This window comes from Pseudomonadota bacterium, from assembly GCA_010028905.1.
In the GTDB taxonomy this organism is placed as follows: domain Bacteria; phylum Vulcanimicrobiota; class Xenobia; order RGZZ01; family RGZZ01; genus RGZZ01.
The window spans coordinates 1-18210 of sequence record RGZZ01000047.1; the positions used below are offsets into that span (position 1 = coordinate 1).

Below are 18210 nucleotides of genomic sequence, written 5' to 3' on the forward strand. Positions count from 1 at the left end.
CGGAGGAAACCCCCGGGAGCGGACTCCATCGCGGATGAAGTCGAGGATCTGCATCTGCCGCTGGGTAAGGGTGGGGTCGAGGGCGGGATCTGGCATGGTGAGGAGGATTGGCGCTCTGGGGGAGGACCCCCTCCCAGCGGAGGCCTGTCTCGGTCGACTCGATGCCGTGGGGCGAGGACCCGCGGCATCGATCGCGAACGCAGAACCCATCGCTTCGAGCATCAGGAGGTCGACGTGCCGGACGCGCGACTCGTGAATCGATTTCGGCCGCGGGTTCTTGACGAGCTGGTCGGTCAGGCCCATCTCCTGGGGGCGGGGTGTCCGCTGGGAGACGCCGTGCGCGACAGCAACCTTCATTCTTTCGTGGCCTGGGGGCCACCGGGAACGGGGAAGTCCGCGCTCCTCACCATCGTGGCGGAGCGTCTCGAGGTGCCCGTGCTCGGGGGCGCCACCCTCGAAGAGCTGCCGCTGCGCGCGCTGCTCGAGCGAGGAGCGCGGGCGATCTGCATCGACGATGTCGAGCGCCTGTCTCCTCGGTTGGCCGGTCTCCTGATTGCCGCGCTCGATGGGGGCATGCTGCTGGCCGCGACCAGCGGCGCCTCTGTTCACGAGCGTCTCGAGCCTTCACTGCTCTCGCGTCTTGTCTCGTACCGGTTTCGTCCTCTCTCCACAGAGGCGCTCGACGCGGTCGCTGCGCGCGTGACGCCGCACTGCCCGCGCAGTCTCGAGCCCGCGGCTCTCGAGCACCTCGTGGCCCACGCCCGCGGAGACGCCCGCGTGCTTCTCGACGCGCTCGAGCGCGTCTCGCGTGCAAGGGGAGCAGACGAAGAGGTGACGCTCGACGAGGCGACGCGTTGCACCCAGCCGGATCGGGCGGAGTACCCCACGCCGGGAACGGGACATTGCGATGTCGTCACCGCCTTTGTGAAGAGCCTTCGGGGGAGCGACCCGGACGCGGCGCTCTACTGGCTTGCCGCCATGCTGTCGGCCGGCGAGGATGCAGCCTTCATCGGAGAGCGCATCTGCCTGGTGGCGGCCGAAGACGTGGGGCAGGCCGACCCGTTCGCCCTGGTCGTGGCGCGCGCTGCCTGCGATTGCGCGGCGCGCGTGCCGCTGGAAGAGGCGCGAATGCCGCTGGCGCACGCCGCCGTTCATGTGGCCTGCGCGCCCAAGAGCAACGCGGCAGCCCGAGGGCTCGAGCGCGCGGAGGCCGACATCCGCGCGAGAGGGATGCAGGCCGTGCCCTTCCATCTGCGTCAGAGAAGTCTCAGAGGGGCCCCAGAGGTGGGGTACAGCCAGGCGTCGCCCTGGCGCCAGCCCAAAGGCCAGTTCCTGTTTCCCCAGTATCTTCCCGACCCGCTCGTCAGGGAGCGGTTCTACGAGCCGTCCGACAGCGGCGCCGAGGCGCGGGTGAAGGAGCGGCTGCACGCATGGTGGCCCGAACGTCACTGACATCGATCGCGCATCCATCTTCGCCCAGGAGAGGTTTCGAACGCGGGCCGACGGGGTAGCCTAGCGCTTGAGGCTTCGCACGCGCCCACGGCATTGCGCCTGACAGGTGCAGGAGTCGCCTGCGGGGAGGCGAACCCTTCGAGGCCATCTGGCACCACGATTTTCACCTGCCCGTGGAGACCGCCAGCGCGCAGGCCAGGGCAGGCCCGAAACAGGAGGATCAGTTGACATGGATGATCGCAAGGATGGGGCCGGGTTTGTGTTCGGCCTCCTGGTGGGCGCCCTCGTAGGGGCGTCTATCGCCGTCATTCTCGCCCCCCAGTCCGGGGCTGACACGCGTGAAGACCTCAAGCATCGCGCTCGCGATCTTCAGCACAAAGCCAACGATCTCGTCGCCGAGATGGCCGACGACGCGGGCGAGTGGGTGGAGAAGGGCAAGCAGGTCATCGGCAAGGCGTTCCAGCGTCAGGCAGCCGACGAGGCGAGAATTCTCAACCGCTACAGCGACGAGCCGGCGGGCGGCGCGACGGCGCAGTAGCCAAGCACGGCTCGGGCGACCGAAGAGGAGGTTCCCAGTGGAAATCAGCGTCAATACGAGAGCGCTCGACGCTCGCGCCCACGCCGTCGAGGTGAAGGGCGAGATCGATGTGTACACGTCTCCGCGCGTCAAAGAGACCATCAACGATCTCATCGATCAGGGTCACAACAACATGGTCATCAATCTCGAGGGAGTGCGCTACATCGACAGCACCGGCCTCGGGGTGCTCATCGGCGCGCTCAAGAAGGTGCGTGAGAAGAACGGAAAGATCGTTCTCATCTGCACCAATCCCCAGATCAAGAAGATCTTCAACATCACGGGCCTCATCAAGATCTTCGACATCTACAAGGACGAAGAGGAGGCACTGGGGAGCTTCGCGGGAGCGGTATGAGCTGGAGCGCTTCGGTCGTCACACCGGAGTGCGTGCGGCTGGTCGTTCCTGGCCTTCCTTCCTGCATCGGGCTGGTCCGGCTGGCCATGACGGGGCTGGCCAGCCGGCTTGCCCTGCCGTTCGACGAAAGCGAAGACCTCAAGCTCGCGGTCACCGAGACCTGCAGCCACGTGTTGCGCCAGGCGCGCTTCCGCGTCGATCTTCACGTTCGCTTCGAGGTCACGGCCGCGCATCTGCAGATCCGTGTAGAGGGGGTCCCTCGACAGCCACTGACTGCGCCCAAGGTGCTTCTTCCCAGCTTTGCTCTCGGCGACCTCGACGGTGACGTGGGCATCGGCCTTGTGCAGGCGCTGCTCGATGAGGTCGAGATCTCGAGCGACGATCAGACCGGGGCCACAAGCGTCACGCTCACGCAACAGATGATCCCGGACAGGGCGCGTTGAGCGAGCGCGGCACGGGGGGAGGCGGGCCGGAGAGAGAGCGTGTCCGCACCCTGCTCGTCGCATACACTGATACCCGTGATCCCGCCGTGCGCGAGCAGCTCGTGGCGCTGCACGTGGGGCTGGCCCGAGCCCTGGCCTTCCGCTTCGCACATCGCGGGGAACCGCTCGACGACGTGTATCAGGTCGCCTGCCTGGGGCTGCTGAACGCCATCGAGCGGTACGATCCCGGTGCGGGGGTCGCGTTCACCACCTTCGCCACGCCCACGATCATCGGCGAGATCCGCCGTTACTTCCGCGATCGCACCGCCAGCATCCGTCTTCCCCGACGCATGCAGGAGCTGCGCGTCGCGGTCAGTCAGGGGGCCGAAGCGCTCACGGGACAGCTGGGACGGGTTCCCACGACCCGTGAGCTCAGCGCGCACCTGGCCGTCTCGGAGGTCGAGGTAATCGAGGTGGTCGAGCTCGGTGAGTCGCCTGGGGTTGTGTCTCTCGACGCCGAGCTGTGGGGAGATGGCCGCTCCGCTGACCGCTTCATCGAGCACCTCGGACAGCTGGACATGCGATTCGAGGCGATCGATCGTCGACTCAGCCTTGTGCGTGCCTTCGAGCGCCTGGACCATCGTGAGCGGCTCCTGCTGCACCTGCGCTTCACGGAAGGCCTCTCTCAGTGCAAGACCGCGAGTGCCCTCGGCGTCTCGCAGATGCACGTCTCACGGCTTCAGGCGATAGCGTTGCGCAAGCTTCGCGCAGCCCTCGACGATCCACAAGAGGCGCGGAGCACGGGGGAGGAGCTCGCGTGAACGAAGTCACGCCTGCCGAGCAGGTTGAGCGCGGGCGTTCCCAGCCTTCTCCTGAAAGCTGGCGCGAGCGCTTCCTGGCACACCTCCCGCTGCGCTGGATCTTCGAGTTGTTCTATCTCTCGTCGTCTGATCCATGGCACTACTGGCGCTCTTCGTTCGAGCGTCGCCGCTATGACGCGGCCCGCGCCCTCATCGAGCGTCACGCTCCGCGCCCCCGCCGCGTGCTCGAGGTGGGCTGCTCAGTCGGCGCGTTCACCCGTGTCCTTCTCGACATCGGGTCCGGGCACGTCACGGCGGTGGACATCTCCTCGGTTGCGCTGCGTCGCGCGCGGCGAGGGCTCGCGCGTGCCTCGGAGAGAGCGGCTGATGTCGAGCTCGTCTGTGCGGATCTGTTCGCCGACGAACTTCCAGAGGGGAGGTTCGACCTCATCGTTGCCATGGACGTGCTGGGCTACACCGCGAGTCTCGACGTTCTCAGCGGGCTGTGCGCGCGCATGCGGGACCGTCTCTCGTCGGACGGGCTGATCCTGCTCGGGAACACCAGGCTTCGCGCGCAGGACGGCGAGGGATTCGAGCCGTTTGCCTCCGGCTTCCCGAAGCTTGGCGCACGGGCCATCCTCGAGGCGTTCTCGCGAGGCGCGCAGCACGTGGGCGCGCTGGAGGACCCGAAGTGGCGTCTTGATCTGCTGGCCTACCCCCAGCGCGACGGGGGCTAGCGGAACGCGCCTGGGTCAGGGGCTTGCGCGCAGGGCCCGGAGCAGGAGAACGAGACCGCTGCCGTGAATTCCACAGGCTGAATCCCCACGGCACGTCCCTGCTGCGCGGTCTCATCGCGCACGCGCCAGCCACCTGTGCCGACCGGGAAGAAGGGAGGGAGAAGCATGAGTCGCAGTCGCGTCGCGTCGAAGCCCAGCCGTCTTCGACCGTGCCGTCTCCCGTCCCCCGGACTGTTCGATGCGCCGCAGATCTGGCGTAGCGGCGACCCTCTCAAGCCCTTTGACGCGGAGACCGGCAACGGTCTGCGGGTCGACGTCTTCTTCAATCCGTTCGAAATCGGCAACGGGCCCCCACTGGCGGCCCGCAGGTCACACGCATTGCTTCGCAGCACCAGGCTGCGCGCTCCCGAGGGGGCGCGCGCTTCCCATCTCGTTTCGTCAATGCCCGTCCGCAACCGTGCGAGTCTCGCACGGTCTCGCGCTGCCGCGGCCGCAGGACAGACCCGTGTCTGCCTGCAGGCAACGCGCCGGGCAGCTTCGGCGCCTTCCGCCGATCGCATCCTCGCTCGCGTGGGCGGTTCAGTTCGCCCGCGCCGAAGCGCCGGCTCCTGCTGGCCGGATGTGAGGGGTGGAAGAGGGCCGGAGGGCGCGCTCCTCGGCGCGTCTCCGAGATGGGTCACGTGTCTGCGGTTCCATGCGGTGCCTGAGTTAGGAGAGCTCAGATGGCCATCACCGCGAGTCGCGGCTCAGTTGACATCCTTCCGGTCGAGACCCCTCGCTGGCGCAAGATAGAGGAGGCCGCGCACAGGCTTGCGCTGCTGTTCGGATACAGCGAGCTCCGCACGCCCGCATTCGAGGCGACAGAGCTCTACTCGGCCTTCGGCGACGACAGCGACATCGTCGACAAGGAGCTGTACACGTTTCGTGACCGCTCTGGTCGCTCGCTCACCCTGCGTCCCGAGTTCACGGTCGCCACGGTGCGCGCGGCCCTCGAGCACAGCCTGCTCGGACAGACCCAGCTGAAGTCGTACTACCTCGGCGAGGTCTGGCGCTACGATCGACCGCAGTCCGGCCGGCTGCGCGAGGGCCATCAGTTCGGCGCGGAAGTGCTCGGCTCGGCCTCCCCCGCCGTGGAAGCCGAGCTCATCGACCTCGCGCTCACATTTCTGCAGGAGTGCGGGCTCCGCGAGGTGCGCCTCGAGGTCAACTCTGTTGGGTGCAAGAAGTGCCGGCCCGCCTACATGCAGGTCTTGCGTGACTTCCTCCAGGGCAAGGACGACGTGCTGTGCTCCGACTGCGAGCGCAGACGCGAGCGGAACCCGCTGCGGGTTCTCGACTGTCGCAAGGACAGCTGCCTGACCATCACCAACACCGCGCCGACGGTCTTCCAGTCGCTGTGCACCGACTGCCGCGGGCATTTCTTCACGCTCAAGGAGCATCTGGGGCAGATGGGCCATGCGGTCCACGGCAGCCTTCGCGTGGTGAACGCCCTGGGCATCTACAACCGAAACGTCTGGCAGATCGTCTCGCCTCAGCTCGGTTCCGCCAATCCGCTCTGCGGTGGCGGGCGCTTCGACGAGCTGGTGGCCCAGATGGGAGGGAGCGCGACGCCTGCGGCAGGTCTCTCCATCGGGCTCGAGCGGGTGCTTGCCGCCCTCGACAAAGAGGGGAACGGCACCGCCGAGGAAGTGCGCCCGGACGTTTTTCTCATCGGGGTAGGCGAAGAGGCCGAGCGCGTCATGACACGGGTCAGCCACCAGCTGCGCAAGCGTGGCCATCGCGTCGAGCGCGACTACTCGGGCCGCGGCATCAAGAACCAGACCAAGGCCGCCGAGAAGTCCGGCGCGCCCTTCACCGTTCTTCTTGGCGAGGAAGAGACGCGGGTGAGCCAGGTGGTGATCGGCGACGTCGCCCGTGGCACGCAGGAGACCTTGTCGGTCGCGCGCCTCATCGAGCATCTCGACTTCAAGCTTCGGCGTGACGCGAGAGATCGTGGGCGCGACCGGGGGCGCGAGGAGCGCGCGCGTCGCGGTGAGCGGGCCGACACGCGCAGCCGGGTTCGCGAGGAGAGCGTCGAGCGCGAGACGCGCGGCCGTGACGCGGAGGGCGAGCGCGAGCCTCGTGTGCGCGCGCGCGACGAGAACGGTCGCAGCAGGGGAAGAGGGCGTCGATACGAGCGGCCGGAAGATGAGGGTGGAGCGCGCTTCGACGAGTGGGCGTCCACCTACAGCGAGGCGGCGCGCAACGCCCCGGAACGCCCCCCGCGTGCGTCTCGCCTTGCAGAGACGGCACTTACCGAGACGGGGGGCGACGATCTGGGTCGACAGGCCTGGTCGGAAGCCCAGGGCGGATTGCTCCAGCCACAGTCTGACGACCCGCTTCACTGGCCCGTCGCGCCTGTGGGGCTGGCCGCTCCGATTCCTGTCTCGATTCCGGAGCGTGTTGACGAGGCGCCCGTCCATGGGGTATCCTGGCTCCTCGAACCGGGCGAGGAAGGCGCATGCGCGGTCGTGACCTATGAGACCGTGGTCGAGGAGTTCGTAGGTGTCGTCGATATCGACGACGATGACTCCGATGAAGGCGACGACGGCGAAGACGGTCTTGCCGGCGTGGGAGCAGGTGACGGCGGAGAAGGCGCAGATGGCGCGAGACGGCGTCGTGGCGGTCGACGAGGGGGTCGACGTCACGGGCGTCGCCGGTCGCGCAAGTCCTGACCCGCCACCTGCTGCGCGACTGACCTGCCGCAGAGGAAGCAAATCTCACGAACGGGAAATCACGCACCATGGAGAATCAGGCCTCGGGCGCCACGAAGCCCATCGATGTCGAGCTGGTCAGGGAGTTCTGCGATCTCGCTGAGTCGCACAACCTGGCCCGCCTCGATGTCTCGTACAAGGAGTTCACTCTTCGTCTCAGCCGCGTCTCTGAGGTCGCACAGCCGTCCGTGGTGATTCCTGCGGCGGCGGTGGCCGCCGCCGTGCCTGCTGACGCCGCGCCCGCGAAGCCCGCCCTGCCTCCAGGGGTGTACGCGGTGAAGTCGCCGCTGGCGGGGGTTTTCTACCGCGCCGTCCGGCCCGGCGCGGAGCCGTTCGTCAATGATGGCGATTCTGTTCGCGTGGGGCAGACGCTCTGCATCATCGAGGCGATGAAGCTCATGAACGAGATTGCCGCCGAGCAGAACGCCCGCGTCTACCGCATCCTCGTCGATAACGCCCAGGTCGTTGAAGCCGGTCAGGACATCATTCTGCTCGAACCCGCCTGAGGAGGTCTGTCTGGTTGACCGAAGCCCTCTTCTCCCCCATCCCAGCGCCGCGCACCTGTGGGTTTCGCGGACGCTGGCGCACGCGCTTCTCGTGGGCGCGTGACTGATGTTCGCAGATATTCTCGAGCGCTGCCGCGACCTGTTCGTCACCGATCGGCGTGACCTCGAGTTCCTCTTTCGCAGAACGGCCCATCAAGAAGATCCCACCGAGATCTCCGACCGCGAGATGTTTGCCAACCTTGCGGCGGGCGATCTCACGCTCGCCGCGCTGCAGAAGTCGCTTCGGCGCCAGGACGACGACGCCGTGGCCGCCCAGTTCCTCAAGTATCTGCGCCAGCGCGTGCTGCCCAAGTTCCCCTTTCGCTTCAGCGAGCGAGAAGATCTCTGCGCGCTGCTGGTCGAAGACAGAGAAGCCGCCAACGTCACCTTGCAATGGGCCGAGCAGATCTGCGCGCGCACGTTCTACTCGCTCTATCACGGCATGTTCCACATGGGCAGCTACCTCGACTGGTACTCCGATCTCGCCGGCAAGTCGTGGTTCTTCGAGAACGTCAAGGGCATGCGCGAGAAGGTCTATCAAGAGCGCCTGCACGAGACCCTGAAGATGGGGCCCTTGCGGGCCACCTGGGACCTCAATGCGCTCCATCATCTCGTCGAGCTCGGCAAGGCCTGGTGGATCACCGACGATGATCGTTTCGCCTCCCAGTACGCCCTTCAGGCCCTCGACTGGATGGAGAAGAATCCCCCCAACATGGGCGTCAACTGGATGGATGAGATGGCGGTCGCCCGCCGCGCGGTCGCGTGGGTCTTCTCCTTCCAGCTGTTCCTGAACTCACCCGCCGTCACGCCCGAGTTCGCCACGCGCGCGGTGAAGACGGCGCTGATGCACGGGGCCTACCTGGCCGACTATCTGCGGCACGCCCGCGATGAGTCTCGTCCGGGGTATCGCCTGGCCGCGGCAGCGGCCCTCCACCTCGTGGCGGTGAGCTATCCTGAGTTCCGCAGCTGCGGTCGCTGGCGAGAGATCGCCCAGGCACTCCTGCCCACAACGCTCGAGGAGGAGTTCGGCGAGAACGGGGCACATCGGTCGGGGTCGGTCGACATGCACCGGCTCTGCTGCGAGTTTGCGCTGCTGCCGTTCATCCTCGCCGAGGTGAACGGGGAGAACGTCGATCGAGAGACCTATCGCCGCACGCTGCAGGCCTTCCAGTTCCTCGTTCAGGTGCAGGAGCCCGAGAGCGGGGCCCAGCCCATCGGCGCCATCTGGCCGGAACGGGTTCTCTGCTTCGGCGCGGCGTTCCAGCCGGATGTGCCCGGTCTCATCGGGCTGGCGTCGGTTCTGCTGAACCGCGAAGACCTTCGCAGGGCCTCGCGCCCCTCGTGGATGATCGTCTGGCTCAGCGGATTCACCGGCGTGAACCGCTATCAGCAGATGGGGAAGATGGCGGCGGAGGTCGAGAAGGTCCGGGCCTACGAGCAAGCCTCGCTCGTCGTGCTTCGCGAGGGCTGGGGAGAGCGTGATTTCTGGGCGGCGCTTCGTGTCGTGCCCAGCCATCCGCAGGAGGTCGGAGGGCGCATCCACGACGACCTCATGCACCTGTCGGTGGCGGTGGGGGGGAGCCGTGTCTTCACCGACACGGGTTCACTCGTGGCGGAAGATGAGCGGAGCCGGTATTTCGACTCGCCGCTCGCCCACAACGTGGTGGTCGTCCGCGACGCCGAGCCTGTGCCCATTGCCGAGGGCGGAGGCCAGGGCGGCGGCATCTCGGTTCTCGACGGCGACCGCATCTGGATACGGGCCGGTCGTCGCGCCTGGGTTCGCGAAGAGAAGACCTGGTGGCATCGGCGTGACCTTCTCTTCGACCCCGCCCACGCCACGCTTGCGATCTGTGACGCCCTCGAGGGCGATGGACCGGCTGACGTCGAGGTCTCGTTCCACTCCCCCATCGATCTCGAGATCGTGCAGCGGGGCGACCTCGGATGCATCTTCTGGAAGCGCACCGGGCTGTTCCGCCTTCACCCCTTCTTTCCCGACAGCTTTCGCGGCTTTGTCGACAAAGGGGCTTCGAAGGGGCTCCCCGCGGTTCTCTCCCGGGACGGCATCAGCCTGGAGCCCTTGCAGCGAATCCGCTACACGGCGCGGCTGGCCATGCCGGGCTGGATGATCTTCTGGATGACCTGGGATAACACCGCGAACACGCCCAGCCTCGAAGAGGTGAAGGCCATGTTCGCGCAGCTCGGCGCCCGTCCGGCGCCCCCCCAGCGTGCGGCAGGAGGCGGTCGTCAGCGGCGACCGGTGCTCTCCAACGACTGACGCGCTGCGGGTCGGGGTCGATGTCGCCTGGCTGCCCCATGACCGTCGCGGCATGGGGCGCTTCGTGCTTCAGACGTTGCTGCGCCTTCAGCAGAGAAGTGATCTGAGTCTCACCCTGGCCAGTCGAAGCCGTGCAGATCGGGCCGCGCTCGAGCTGCTGCTCGATGGCAGCGAGCGATGGCGGTTCACGACCTGGTCGGGCTGGCCTCGATGCAGCCTCGATGTCTGCTGGTTCCCGTGGAACCGTGTTGATGCCCTGCCGCGCGCTCCGCGGGTGGTGACGATTCACGACACAGCGGCGTTCGACTGGCCGCGCAAGGGAAGGTGGGCCTGGCTCGACAACCATCGCGCCCAGTCGAGGCTGCGTCGCGCGGTGGCGCGCGCGGATCGCGTCATGACGGTCTCTTCGTTCTCTCGCGATTGCATCGCGCGTCACCTGGGGGTTGCGTCGGCCGACGTGGTGGTCGAGGGCGAGAGTCTCGCGGCGCTTGCCGCGAACGTGCCTGAGCGCTTGCATCCCCGCCCTTACGTGCTGTTCGTCGGGGCCGACGACGAGCGCAAGAACCTCGGCGCGCTGCTCGAGGCCTGGCGCGCCATCAACCGCCCTGATCTCGACCTCGTCATCGTGGGCTGTGGCGGAGCGCCACAGCCGAACGTGGTCTGGGTTGCAGACAGCGATGACGCTCGACTCGCCGGTCTCTATCGATGGGCTGAGCTGTTCGTCATGCCCTCCCGCTACGAGGGATTCGGCCTGCCGCTGCTCGAGGCCATGGCGTGTGGCACGCCCGTGGCGGCGGCACGGGCGGCCTCGCTTCCCGAGGTCGGGGGGAGCGCACCGGCCTGGTTCGATCCGGACGATGTCTCCGAGATGGCGGCGGTCATCGATGCATGTCTGAACGACCCGTCTCGTCGGGCCGCCATGGCCCAGGAAGGTCTCGCGCAGGCCCGCGCGTTCACCTGGGAGCGGTGCGCCGAGCAGGTGGTGGAGGTGCTTCGTTGGGCCGCCGCCTCGCGGGCCTAGCGCTCGCAGGGAGGCCGATCAGGCGGTGTAGCGCTCGGCGGCCTGTCGGTGCAGGCGCGCAATCTCACCTGCGAGGGTCTGCGGCGCCAGCACCCGCACGTGGGGGCCCGAACCCATGATCCACTGCACGAGCTCAGGACCGGGGCGGACCTCGAGGTGCATGGTGAGACCGCCGTCCTGGGCGGCCTCGAGTCGCTGCGAGGGGTGCCAGGTGCGCTCGGCGATGTAGCGGGCTTCGTGCGCGTCGAACGAGAGCACCACCTGCGCGAGGGTACCGGAGCTGTCGACGCCGAGGCTCTGGCTGAAGTATCCGGCCGCATCGAAATCGGTGGGAATGGTGTAGGTCATCTCGGTCAGCGCCACCGCGCGCACGCGGCTGAGCGCAAAGGTGCGCAGCGCCCCCCGCAGGTGGCAGCGCCCCACGGCGTACCAGTCGCCCCGTCGATTCGTCAGGTGGTACACGTCGACGTCGCGCGCCGACGTGGTGTCGCTGTGCGCGGCGTAGTACTCCATGCGCACGGCGTGACGGCGCTCGACCGCGCTCACCAGCAGCTCGAGCACGTGGCCGTCGACCTGTCGCGTGGGCGAGGGCTCGAATGACACGTTCTCGAGAAGATCGCTGACCCCCACCGAGATCGTTTCCGGGAGCAGGTCTTTCAGGGTCTCCAGGGCGCGTAGCAGACGCGACCCGAGCGGGGTGGCCTGCTGGGTCACCAGGGCCTGGTGGGCCACGATGAGCGCCACCGCCTCGCCCTCGCTCATGATGCGGCTCGGCAGCTCGAAGGTGGGCTCGCGATAGATGTAGGTTCGACGTCGGTTGTCGTACTCGAGGGGGGCCTTCAGCTTGTCTGAGAGGAAGTCGATGACGCGCTGCGCATGGCGGGGACTCAGCTCGAAGCGTTCCGCGAGGATGGTCGAGTTGACCGGCTCGCCGTTCTTGAGCATGCGGTGCACCTCAACCGCTCGAACATAGCTGTCAGCATTGGCCATGGCTTGAACAAGATTCACCAGAGTGGGGGCGGGGGCCTTCAAAGGCAAGAGGTGTTCTGCCGAGCGGCCCGATGGGGGCGATTGCTGCGTCCAGGAATCCTGCACGCCTTCCTGGAAAGACCTGATGTGGGAAATTTCCTCGGCGCCGTCAGTGGCGTGTTCTTCAGCGGTGGCTTGCTGGGGGGCCTTACCGCCGCCGCCTACTACGTTTTCTGCCTGTGGCGTGGCATCAGACTGCATCCGCCCACACTGGGTGCGCTGATTGCGGTCGTGCTGCTGGTGTCGTGGCTCATCGGGTGGGCCATCTCGGAAGATCCGCGGGTGGGTCAGATCAGTCAGGAGCTCTACGATGCAAGCAATGATCTCACGCGACCCCGCAAGTGGTACTACGACAATGAGTATCTGGATACGGCTTCTTTCACGCTGTTCGGTGTGAGCTTCTTGCTCCCCTTGGCCCAGTTCTTCTGCGGGTCTTTCTACACATCGACCCGTCAACTCTTCGGCGCGAAGGAACCTTGACCGCGCAGGCCGCGCAGGCATTGGGGGCGGCAAGAGACGAACCGAACCCCCTGGTTTGCCTGCGGCCGTTGCACGGGAATCAAGAGAGCCACGCCACGCACCGCAGGAGGATCATGGCTTCCACCGCTGCGAAGACCCCGCCCATGGACATCGCCTTCGGAACAGACGGCTGGCGCGCCATCATCGCCGATTCGTTCACGTTCGAGAACGTGCGCCTGGTTGCGCGCGCCATCGCCCGCTACCTGCAGTGGGAGGGGCGTTCGGCCCAGCCGGTCTACCGCCCGAACCTCGCTGGCGGATACCCGTCGCCCTTCCGCGCCGCTGCAAGCGGGCTGGTTGTAGGCTACGACACGCGCTTCCTTTCGCCTCGCTTCGCGCGCGCAGTGGCTGACGAGGTGGCCGCCCAGGGCATCCCGGTGCTGCTGGCCGACACGTTCTCGCCCACGCCCGCACTGTCGCAGGCCGTGCGCGATCACGAGGCCGCGGGCGCGGTCGTCATCACGGCGAGTCACAACCCCAGCGATTACAATGGTCTCAAGCTCAAGCCCGAGTACGCCTCGAGCAGCCTGCCCGAGATCACCGATGCGCTCATGCCGTTCATTGCCGCCGAGCGCGCCAACCCGACGCCTCGGCGCGACGTGCCGGCCGAGGTGCGCGTCTTCTCCCCGCTCGACGGTTATCGCGCCGAGCTCTCGGCTCTGGTCGATCTCGAGCGCATCCGCCAGGCCGATCTCGACATCGTGGTCGACCCGATGCACGGAGCGGGCGCGGGGGTGATTCGCGGCCTGCTGGGTGACGCCCACGTGCGTGAGATCCGCGGGACGCCCGACCCGACCTTCGGCGGGGTGAATCCGGAGCCCATCCTCAAGAACCTCCAGGCGCTCATGACCGCCCTGTCGAGCGCGCCGGGCGGTCATCTGCCCGCGCGGCGCGTGGGCGTGGCTACCGATGGCGATGCCGATCGGGTGGGAGCCGCCGATGGCCGCGGTCACTTCTTCAACGCCCACGAGATCTTTGCCGTCTTGATGTGGCATCTGGTCACGCGCAAGGGCTGGACAGGCGGGGTCGTGAAGACCTTCTCGACCAGCGAGATGATTGGGCGGCTGGCGGCGCATCTCGGCCTGCCGGTGCATGAGACCCCCATCGGCTTCAAGTACATCGTCGAGCACATGCTCACCCACGACATCTTGATCGGGGGCGAGGAGAGCGGTGGCATCGGCGTCAAGAACCACGTTCCGGAGCGCGATGGGGTGCTCTCGAGCCTGTTGCTGCTCGAGGCCGCCGCCTGGGAGAACGAGAGCGTCGAACAGGTGCTGGCCCGCATCCACGAGATCACGGGGCCGTTCGCCTACGATCGGGTCGACCTTCACCTCTCCAGCCGCGCGCAGATGACCGAGGCCGTGGCGTCGCTCAAGGCGTCGACGCCCTCGACCGTGGGGGGGGCGAAGGTGATGTCGGTGGAGACGGTTGACGGGGTCAAGCTTCGTCTCGCCGACGACGCCTGGATACTGTTTCGCCCAAGTGGCACCGAGCCGGTGCTGCGGGTGTACGTCGAGGCGCCGAGTGCCGCGCGGGTCGAGGCCATCTTGCGCGATGGCGAGCGTCTGGCGGTCAGCGGAACCTGCGCGCTGAAGGGGGCCCATTGAGCAGCCGAGACTACGAGGGCATCTGGCTCTGCCCGGACTGTCGCCAGGAGAATGTTCCGCTGTCGCGCTTCTGCGAGGTCTGCGGAAAGCAGCGCGGGTCGGTCGAGCCTGGGCCGGGGCCCGCGGTCATGGCCCGCTTGCGTGGCGCTCGCGCCAGCTCCGACCCGCAGGGTGCGCTGCCGGGGAACGAGGTGGGCGACACGGGGGGGCGCGTGAAGCTGCGCTTTCTCGACTTCCGCGAGCGTCTGCGCGCCATGTTCCGCCGCGCCACCGACGCCGGAGGCAAGGGCGAGGGCGGCAATCCCACCTTCGCCATCGTCGTGGCGTCGGCGCTGTGGGCGTTCATCCGGCTGGTGGGCTACCTCCCGCTCATGCTGCTGCTCAAGTTCATCGCCTTCCTCTTCACCCCGCTCGGGCTGCCGGTCTGGCTGCTCTTTGCGTGGTACTACGGTCGCAATCGACGCGCCATCCATCGGGGCCTCGACACGCTCCGCCGACAGGTGCGTGGCTTCGTCGGCATGGCGGCCAAGGTGCTCGACTCGCTCAACCTGCTCCGCGGTGGCATGCAGAACCTGCTGCAGCGCGCTCGGGGCGACGACATGGGGGCAAGCCGCGGCACCGCGCTGCGCATCCTCGAAGACGAGTGGGATGATGAGGACGATGAACCTCCCGCCCCCCGGCGACGTCCCCGATGATGGAATCCACATCGTGGGCGAACCCCGCGATGTGCTGCTGACAAGACTGAGGAGGCCAGGAACATGACCATCGAGACCGCTGCGCGCACCGTGCGCGCCCCCCGAGGCAGCGAGATCTCATGCAAGGGCTGGTCGCAGGAGGCGGCCCTGCGCATGCTCATGAACAATCTTGACCCTGATGTGGCCGAGCGACCGGAAGACCTCGTGGTCTACGGGGGCACCGGCAAGGCGGCTCGCACCTGGGAGGCCTTCGACGCCATCGTGCGCACGCTGCGACGGCTCGAGAGCGATGAGACCTTGCTGGTGCAGTCGGGCAAGCCCGTCGCTGTCTTCAAGACGCACGCGCGGGCACCGCGCGTGCTCATCGCCAACTCGAACCTGGTGCCGGCGTGGGGCAACTGGGACTGCTTCCGCGACCTCGAGCGCAAAGGGCTCACCATGTACGGGCAGATGACGGCGGGCTCGTGGATCTACATCGGCACCCAGGGCATCTTGCAGGGCACGTATGAAACCCTGGCCGAGGTGGCGCGTCGCCACTTCGGGGGCACGCTTCGAGGGCGTCTCGTCGTCACCGCGGGCCTCGGCGGCATGGGGGGCGCTCAGCCGCTGGCGGTGACCATGAACGATGGGGTTGCACTCTGCGTCGAGGTCGATCCTGCCCGCGCCCAGCGTCGCATCGATACCCGCTACTGCATGCGCATGACCGATTCGCTCGACGAGGCGCTGCAGTGGTGCGACGTGGCGCAGCGCGAGGGAGAGGCGCTCTCGGTGGCCCTGGTGGGCAATGCGGCCGAGGTGCTGCCAGAGATGCTGCGTCGCGGAGTGAAGCCGGATGTGGTCACCGATCAGACCTCGGCCCACGACCCGCTGGTGGGCTACGTGCCCGTGGGTCTCTCTCTCGAAGAGGCCGCGCTGCTGCGCGAGCGCGATCCGAGCGACTACGTGGCGCGATCGCTGCGGAGCATGGCGGCCCACGTCGAGGCCATGCTCGGCTTCATGCGCGCGGGCAGCGTGGTCTTCGACTACGGCAACAACCTGCGACAGCAAGCGCTCTCGCAGGGGGTTGCCGACGCCTTCGCTTTCCCGGGCTTTGTACCGGCCTACATCCGCCCGCTTTTCTGCGAGGGGAAGGGGCCGTTCCGCTGGGCCGCTCTCAGCGGCGACCCCGACGACATCCGCGTCACCGACGACGAGATCCTCCGTCTGTTCCCCGAAGACGAGGCGCTGGCTCGCTGGATCCGCAAAGCGCGCGAGCAGGTGGCGTTCCAGGGGCTGCCGGCCCGCATCTGCTGGCTCGGCTACGGCGAGCGTGCGAAGGCTGGGCTCGCCTTCAACCGTCTCGTGCGCGAGGGCAAGGTGAAGGCCCCCATCGTCATCGGTCGCGATCACCTCGATTGCGGCTCGGTGGCGTCGCCCAACCGCGAGACCGAAGCCATGCGTGACGGATCTGACGCCATTGCCGACTGGCCTATTCTCAATGCCCTCATCAACACCGCCGCGGGGGCCGACTGGGTGTCGGTGCATCACGGCGGAGGGGTGGGCATCGGCTACTCGATCCACGCCGGGCAGGTATCGGTGGCCGATGGTTCGGCGCTGGCCGATGAGCGTCTGGGGTGCGTGCTCACCACCGACCCCGGCATGGGGGTGGTGCGCCACGTCGATGCCGGGTACGACGAGGCCATCGCCACCGCGCGGGAGCGCGGCGTCGACGTGCCCATGCTCGGCTGAAGCCGCGCTTTTTCCCGCCGGCGCAGAGCCGGCACTTGCATCTCGGTCTGCAAGCGGGTAGAATACCCGTGGTGCGGCTTTGACCGCGTAGGAGGTCTCCCATGCTATCCCCTCAAGACATCGCCCTCATCGGCGTCATCGCGCTGTTCGTCTTCGGGCCGAAGAAGCTGCCAGAGATGGCGAAGTCGCTTGGGCAGAGCGTGAACGAGTTCAAGAAGGGCATCAAGGGCGGCGAGGAGAACGGCGAGGCGGCCGCCAGCCAGGGGAACGAGGGTGCGCTTCCTGGGGCTCATCAGCAGCAGGCCGTCCCCTCCAGCACCTCCAACCCACAGCAGCTGGCGCTTCCCGCGCAGTCGAGCGAGACCCGCCGCGTCTAGCGCTTCGAGCTGATCGCGGTCAGATCTTCCCTGGGCGTGCCCCGGCTTCGTCTTGAACCTGCGGGTCTCCGCATTGCAGCAAAAAGGCCTCGGACTTGTGTCCGAGGCCTTTTCACATGGGGGGGCTGTGCGCTCCCGGCTTCAGTGCTGGTGGTTCGGATCGCCGCAGTTGCAGTAGAGCACCCCGGAGTGGCGGATGTGGCCGTTCACCACTTCCAGCGGACTGTGCGCCGAGGTGAGCATGTAGTCGAGGTGAAGGTCTTTCGCCTTCACGCCGTCCTTCTCGCCGTGGATGACGATAGGCGGGTTCTTCTGGAAGTCCATCATCTTCTTGAGGAAGAGCTTCGAGTCTTCGACGCTGTCTTCGGTGATGGCGTCGCGGTTCATGGCGATGAGCTCGTTGTCTTTGTTGAATGCCAGCAGCAGGCCGCCGTTTATGCTGAACGAGCTGCCCTGGTACTCGGCACCCCACGAGACATCGGTGAGCTCGACATCGCGCTGCTCGGTGTACTGAACGATCTTCTCGCCCTTGTCGTTGCTCACCATTCTTTCGAACTTCAGCGACTTGCGATCGGTCGAAGACAGGCCAAGTGCCTCGGCGTGGTCGGCCAGCAGCTTCTTCGCGTCCTTCTTGGGGTCGAACCCTTCCGGGAGCGTGACCTCCTTGCGCAGCGCCTTGGTGGAGGCGAGGTCTGTGGTGAAGCGGTCGGCGTCATCGGCCGAGAAGATGCCACGCGAGGTGAACACGGCGAGCAGCTTCTCGAGGTGGGCGCCACCGTTGTCGATGACGTCGGCCGTGAGCATCGATGCGGCGGCATCTTTGAACGAGATCTTGCCCACGGGTCCGAGCTCGACGCCGCGCATGACGAGCGAGCCCACCGTGTCGCGGGCGTTGCGCACGGCGTCGACGAACGGCTTCTGCGAGTCTTCGGTCTCCTCGTGGGTGACGAGGCGCAGAAGGTCGTAGATGGCGCCCGTCCACGACTGGGAGTGGGCGTGCGGCTCGAGGGCCGGCCCGTCCGGGAAGGCCATGAAGGGCATGAAGTGCGGGTCGCGCGACGTGTGGTCGTTCAGCAGGCTGCGCACGTACGGCTTCTCTTCGCCGCGCATGGCTCGGCCGAGCTGCTCGCCCATGTTCGACACGATGTTGGGCTTGCCCAGGTTGCCGCGGGTCTCTTGATAGAGCTGCTCGACCACGTCGTCATCGCTCAGCGAGGCCAGCATCGCGATGCAGTCGCCGAACGCCTCGTGGAAGCCGCTGCTCGAGGTGTCGAGCGAATCGATGTACTTGGGGCGAAGACCGTCGAGGATGGCGTGCCCC

General features: G+C 67.1%; 17 protein-coding genes. 14 read left to right on the forward strand and 3 right to left on the reverse strand.

Annotated features, from left to right (window positions below; translation table 11 throughout):
• Positions 1-96: repressor LexA (locus EB084_05570; GenBank protein ID NDD27720.1), on the reverse strand; the 96-nt coding region annotated here is incomplete at its 3' end.
• A 138-nt stretch (positions 97-234) separates the two neighbouring features.
• Here EB084_05570 and EB084_05575 point away from each other — a divergent pair.
• The 10 genes from EB084_05575 (at position 235) to EB084_05620 (ending at position 10934) form a co-directional block, all read left to right on the forward strand.
• Positions 235-1452, forward strand: coding sequence for a hypothetical protein (locus EB084_05575; GenBank protein NDD27721.1), 1218 nt, complete (start codon positions 235-237; stop codon positions 1450-1452).
• Between the two features lie 229 nt (positions 1453-1681).
• Complete coding sequence (locus EB084_05580) at positions 1682-1990, forward strand: YtxH domain-containing protein (GenBank protein ID NDD27722.1); 309 nt, start codon at positions 1682-1684, stop codon at positions 1988-1990.
• 37 nt (positions 1991-2027) lie between these two features.
• A complete protein-coding gene (locus EB084_05585) occupies positions 2028-2381 on the forward strand; it encodes an anti-sigma factor antagonist (GenBank protein ID NDD27723.1) in 354 nt (117 codons plus the stop codon).
• The gene (locus EB084_05590; GenBank protein NDD27724.1) at positions 2378-2824 is read left to right on the forward strand and encodes a hypothetical protein; all 447 of its coding nucleotides are present in this window, start codon (positions 2378-2380) and stop codon (positions 2822-2824) included. The genes EB084_05585 and EB084_05590 overlap by 4 nt, the downstream gene beginning before the upstream one ends.
• Positions 2821-3624: a SigB/SigF/SigG family RNA polymerase sigma factor gene (locus EB084_05595; protein NDD27725.1), complete on the forward strand. Its 804-nt coding sequence runs from the start codon at positions 2821-2823 to the stop codon at positions 3622-3624. Before EB084_05590 ends, EB084_05595 begins: the two co-directional genes overlap by 4 nt.
• Positions 3492-4340 (forward strand): class I SAM-dependent methyltransferase, encoded by an 849-nt coding sequence (locus EB084_05600; protein ID NDD27726.1) that lies wholly within the window; start codon positions 3492-3494, stop codon positions 4338-4340. Before EB084_05595 ends, EB084_05600 begins: the two co-directional genes overlap by 133 nt.
• Before the next feature lie 722 nt (positions 4341-5062).
• Positions 5063-7054: a histidine--tRNA ligase gene (locus EB084_05605; GenBank protein NDD27727.1), complete on the forward strand. Its 1992-nt coding sequence runs from the start codon at positions 5063-5065 to the stop codon at positions 7052-7054.
• A 68-nt stretch (positions 7055-7122) separates the two neighbouring features.
• Positions 7123-7599, forward strand: coding sequence for an acetyl-CoA carboxylase biotin carboxyl carrier protein (gene accB / locus EB084_05610; GenBank protein NDD27728.1), 477 nt, complete (start codon positions 7123-7125; stop codon positions 7597-7599).
• Positions 7600-7705: 106 nt separating this feature from the next.
• Positions 7706-9913: a hypothetical protein gene (locus tag EB084_05615; GenBank protein ID NDD27729.1), complete on the forward strand. Its 2208-nt coding sequence runs from the start codon at positions 7706-7708 to the stop codon at positions 9911-9913.
• Positions 9864-10934: a glycosyltransferase family 1 protein gene (locus tag EB084_05620; GenBank protein ID NDD27730.1), complete on the forward strand. Its 1071-nt coding sequence runs from the start codon at positions 9864-9866 to the stop codon at positions 10932-10934. Before EB084_05615 ends, EB084_05620 begins: the two co-directional genes overlap by 50 nt.
• A gap of 18 nt (positions 10935-10952) precedes the next feature.
• Here the strand turns inward: EB084_05620 and EB084_05625 are convergent, their stop codons facing one another.
• Positions 10953-12464: a WYL domain-containing protein gene (locus tag EB084_05625; protein ID NDD27731.1), complete on the reverse strand. Its 1512-nt coding sequence runs from the start codon at positions 12462-12464 to the stop codon at positions 10953-10955.
• 122 nt (positions 12465-12586) lie between these two features.
• Here EB084_05625 and EB084_05630 point away from each other — a divergent pair, with 122 nt between their 5' ends.
• The 4 genes from EB084_05630 to EB084_05645 all read left to right on the forward strand — a co-directional run bounded on the left by EB084_05630 (position 12587) and on the right by EB084_05645 (position 16889).
• Positions 12587-14089 (forward strand): phosphoglucomutase/phosphomannomutase family protein, encoded by a 1503-nt coding sequence (locus tag EB084_05630; GenBank protein NDD27732.1) that lies wholly within the window; start codon positions 12587-12589, stop codon positions 14087-14089.
• On the forward strand, positions 14086-14784 hold the full coding sequence (locus EB084_05635; protein NDD27733.1) for a hypothetical protein: 699 nt from the start codon (positions 14086-14088) through the stop codon (positions 14782-14784). Before EB084_05630 ends, EB084_05635 begins: the two co-directional genes overlap by 4 nt.
• A gap of 63 nt (positions 14785-14847) precedes the next feature.
• On the forward strand, positions 14848-16512 hold the full coding sequence (gene hutU / locus EB084_05640) for a urocanate hydratase (GenBank protein NDD27734.1): 1665 nt from the start codon (positions 14848-14850) through the stop codon (positions 16510-16512).
• A 101-nt stretch (positions 16513-16613) separates the two neighbouring features.
• The gene (locus tag EB084_05645; GenBank protein ID NDD27735.1) at positions 16614-16889 is read left to right on the forward strand and encodes a twin-arginine translocase TatA/TatE family subunit; all 276 of its coding nucleotides are present in this window, start codon (positions 16614-16616) and stop codon (positions 16887-16889) included.
• 141 nt (positions 16890-17030) lie between these two features.
• Here the strand turns inward: EB084_05645 and EB084_05650 are convergent.
• Positions 17031-18210, reverse strand: a 1180-nt coding sequence (locus tag EB084_05650; protein NDD27736.1) for a hypothetical protein, incomplete at its 5' end; no start/stop codon positions are given.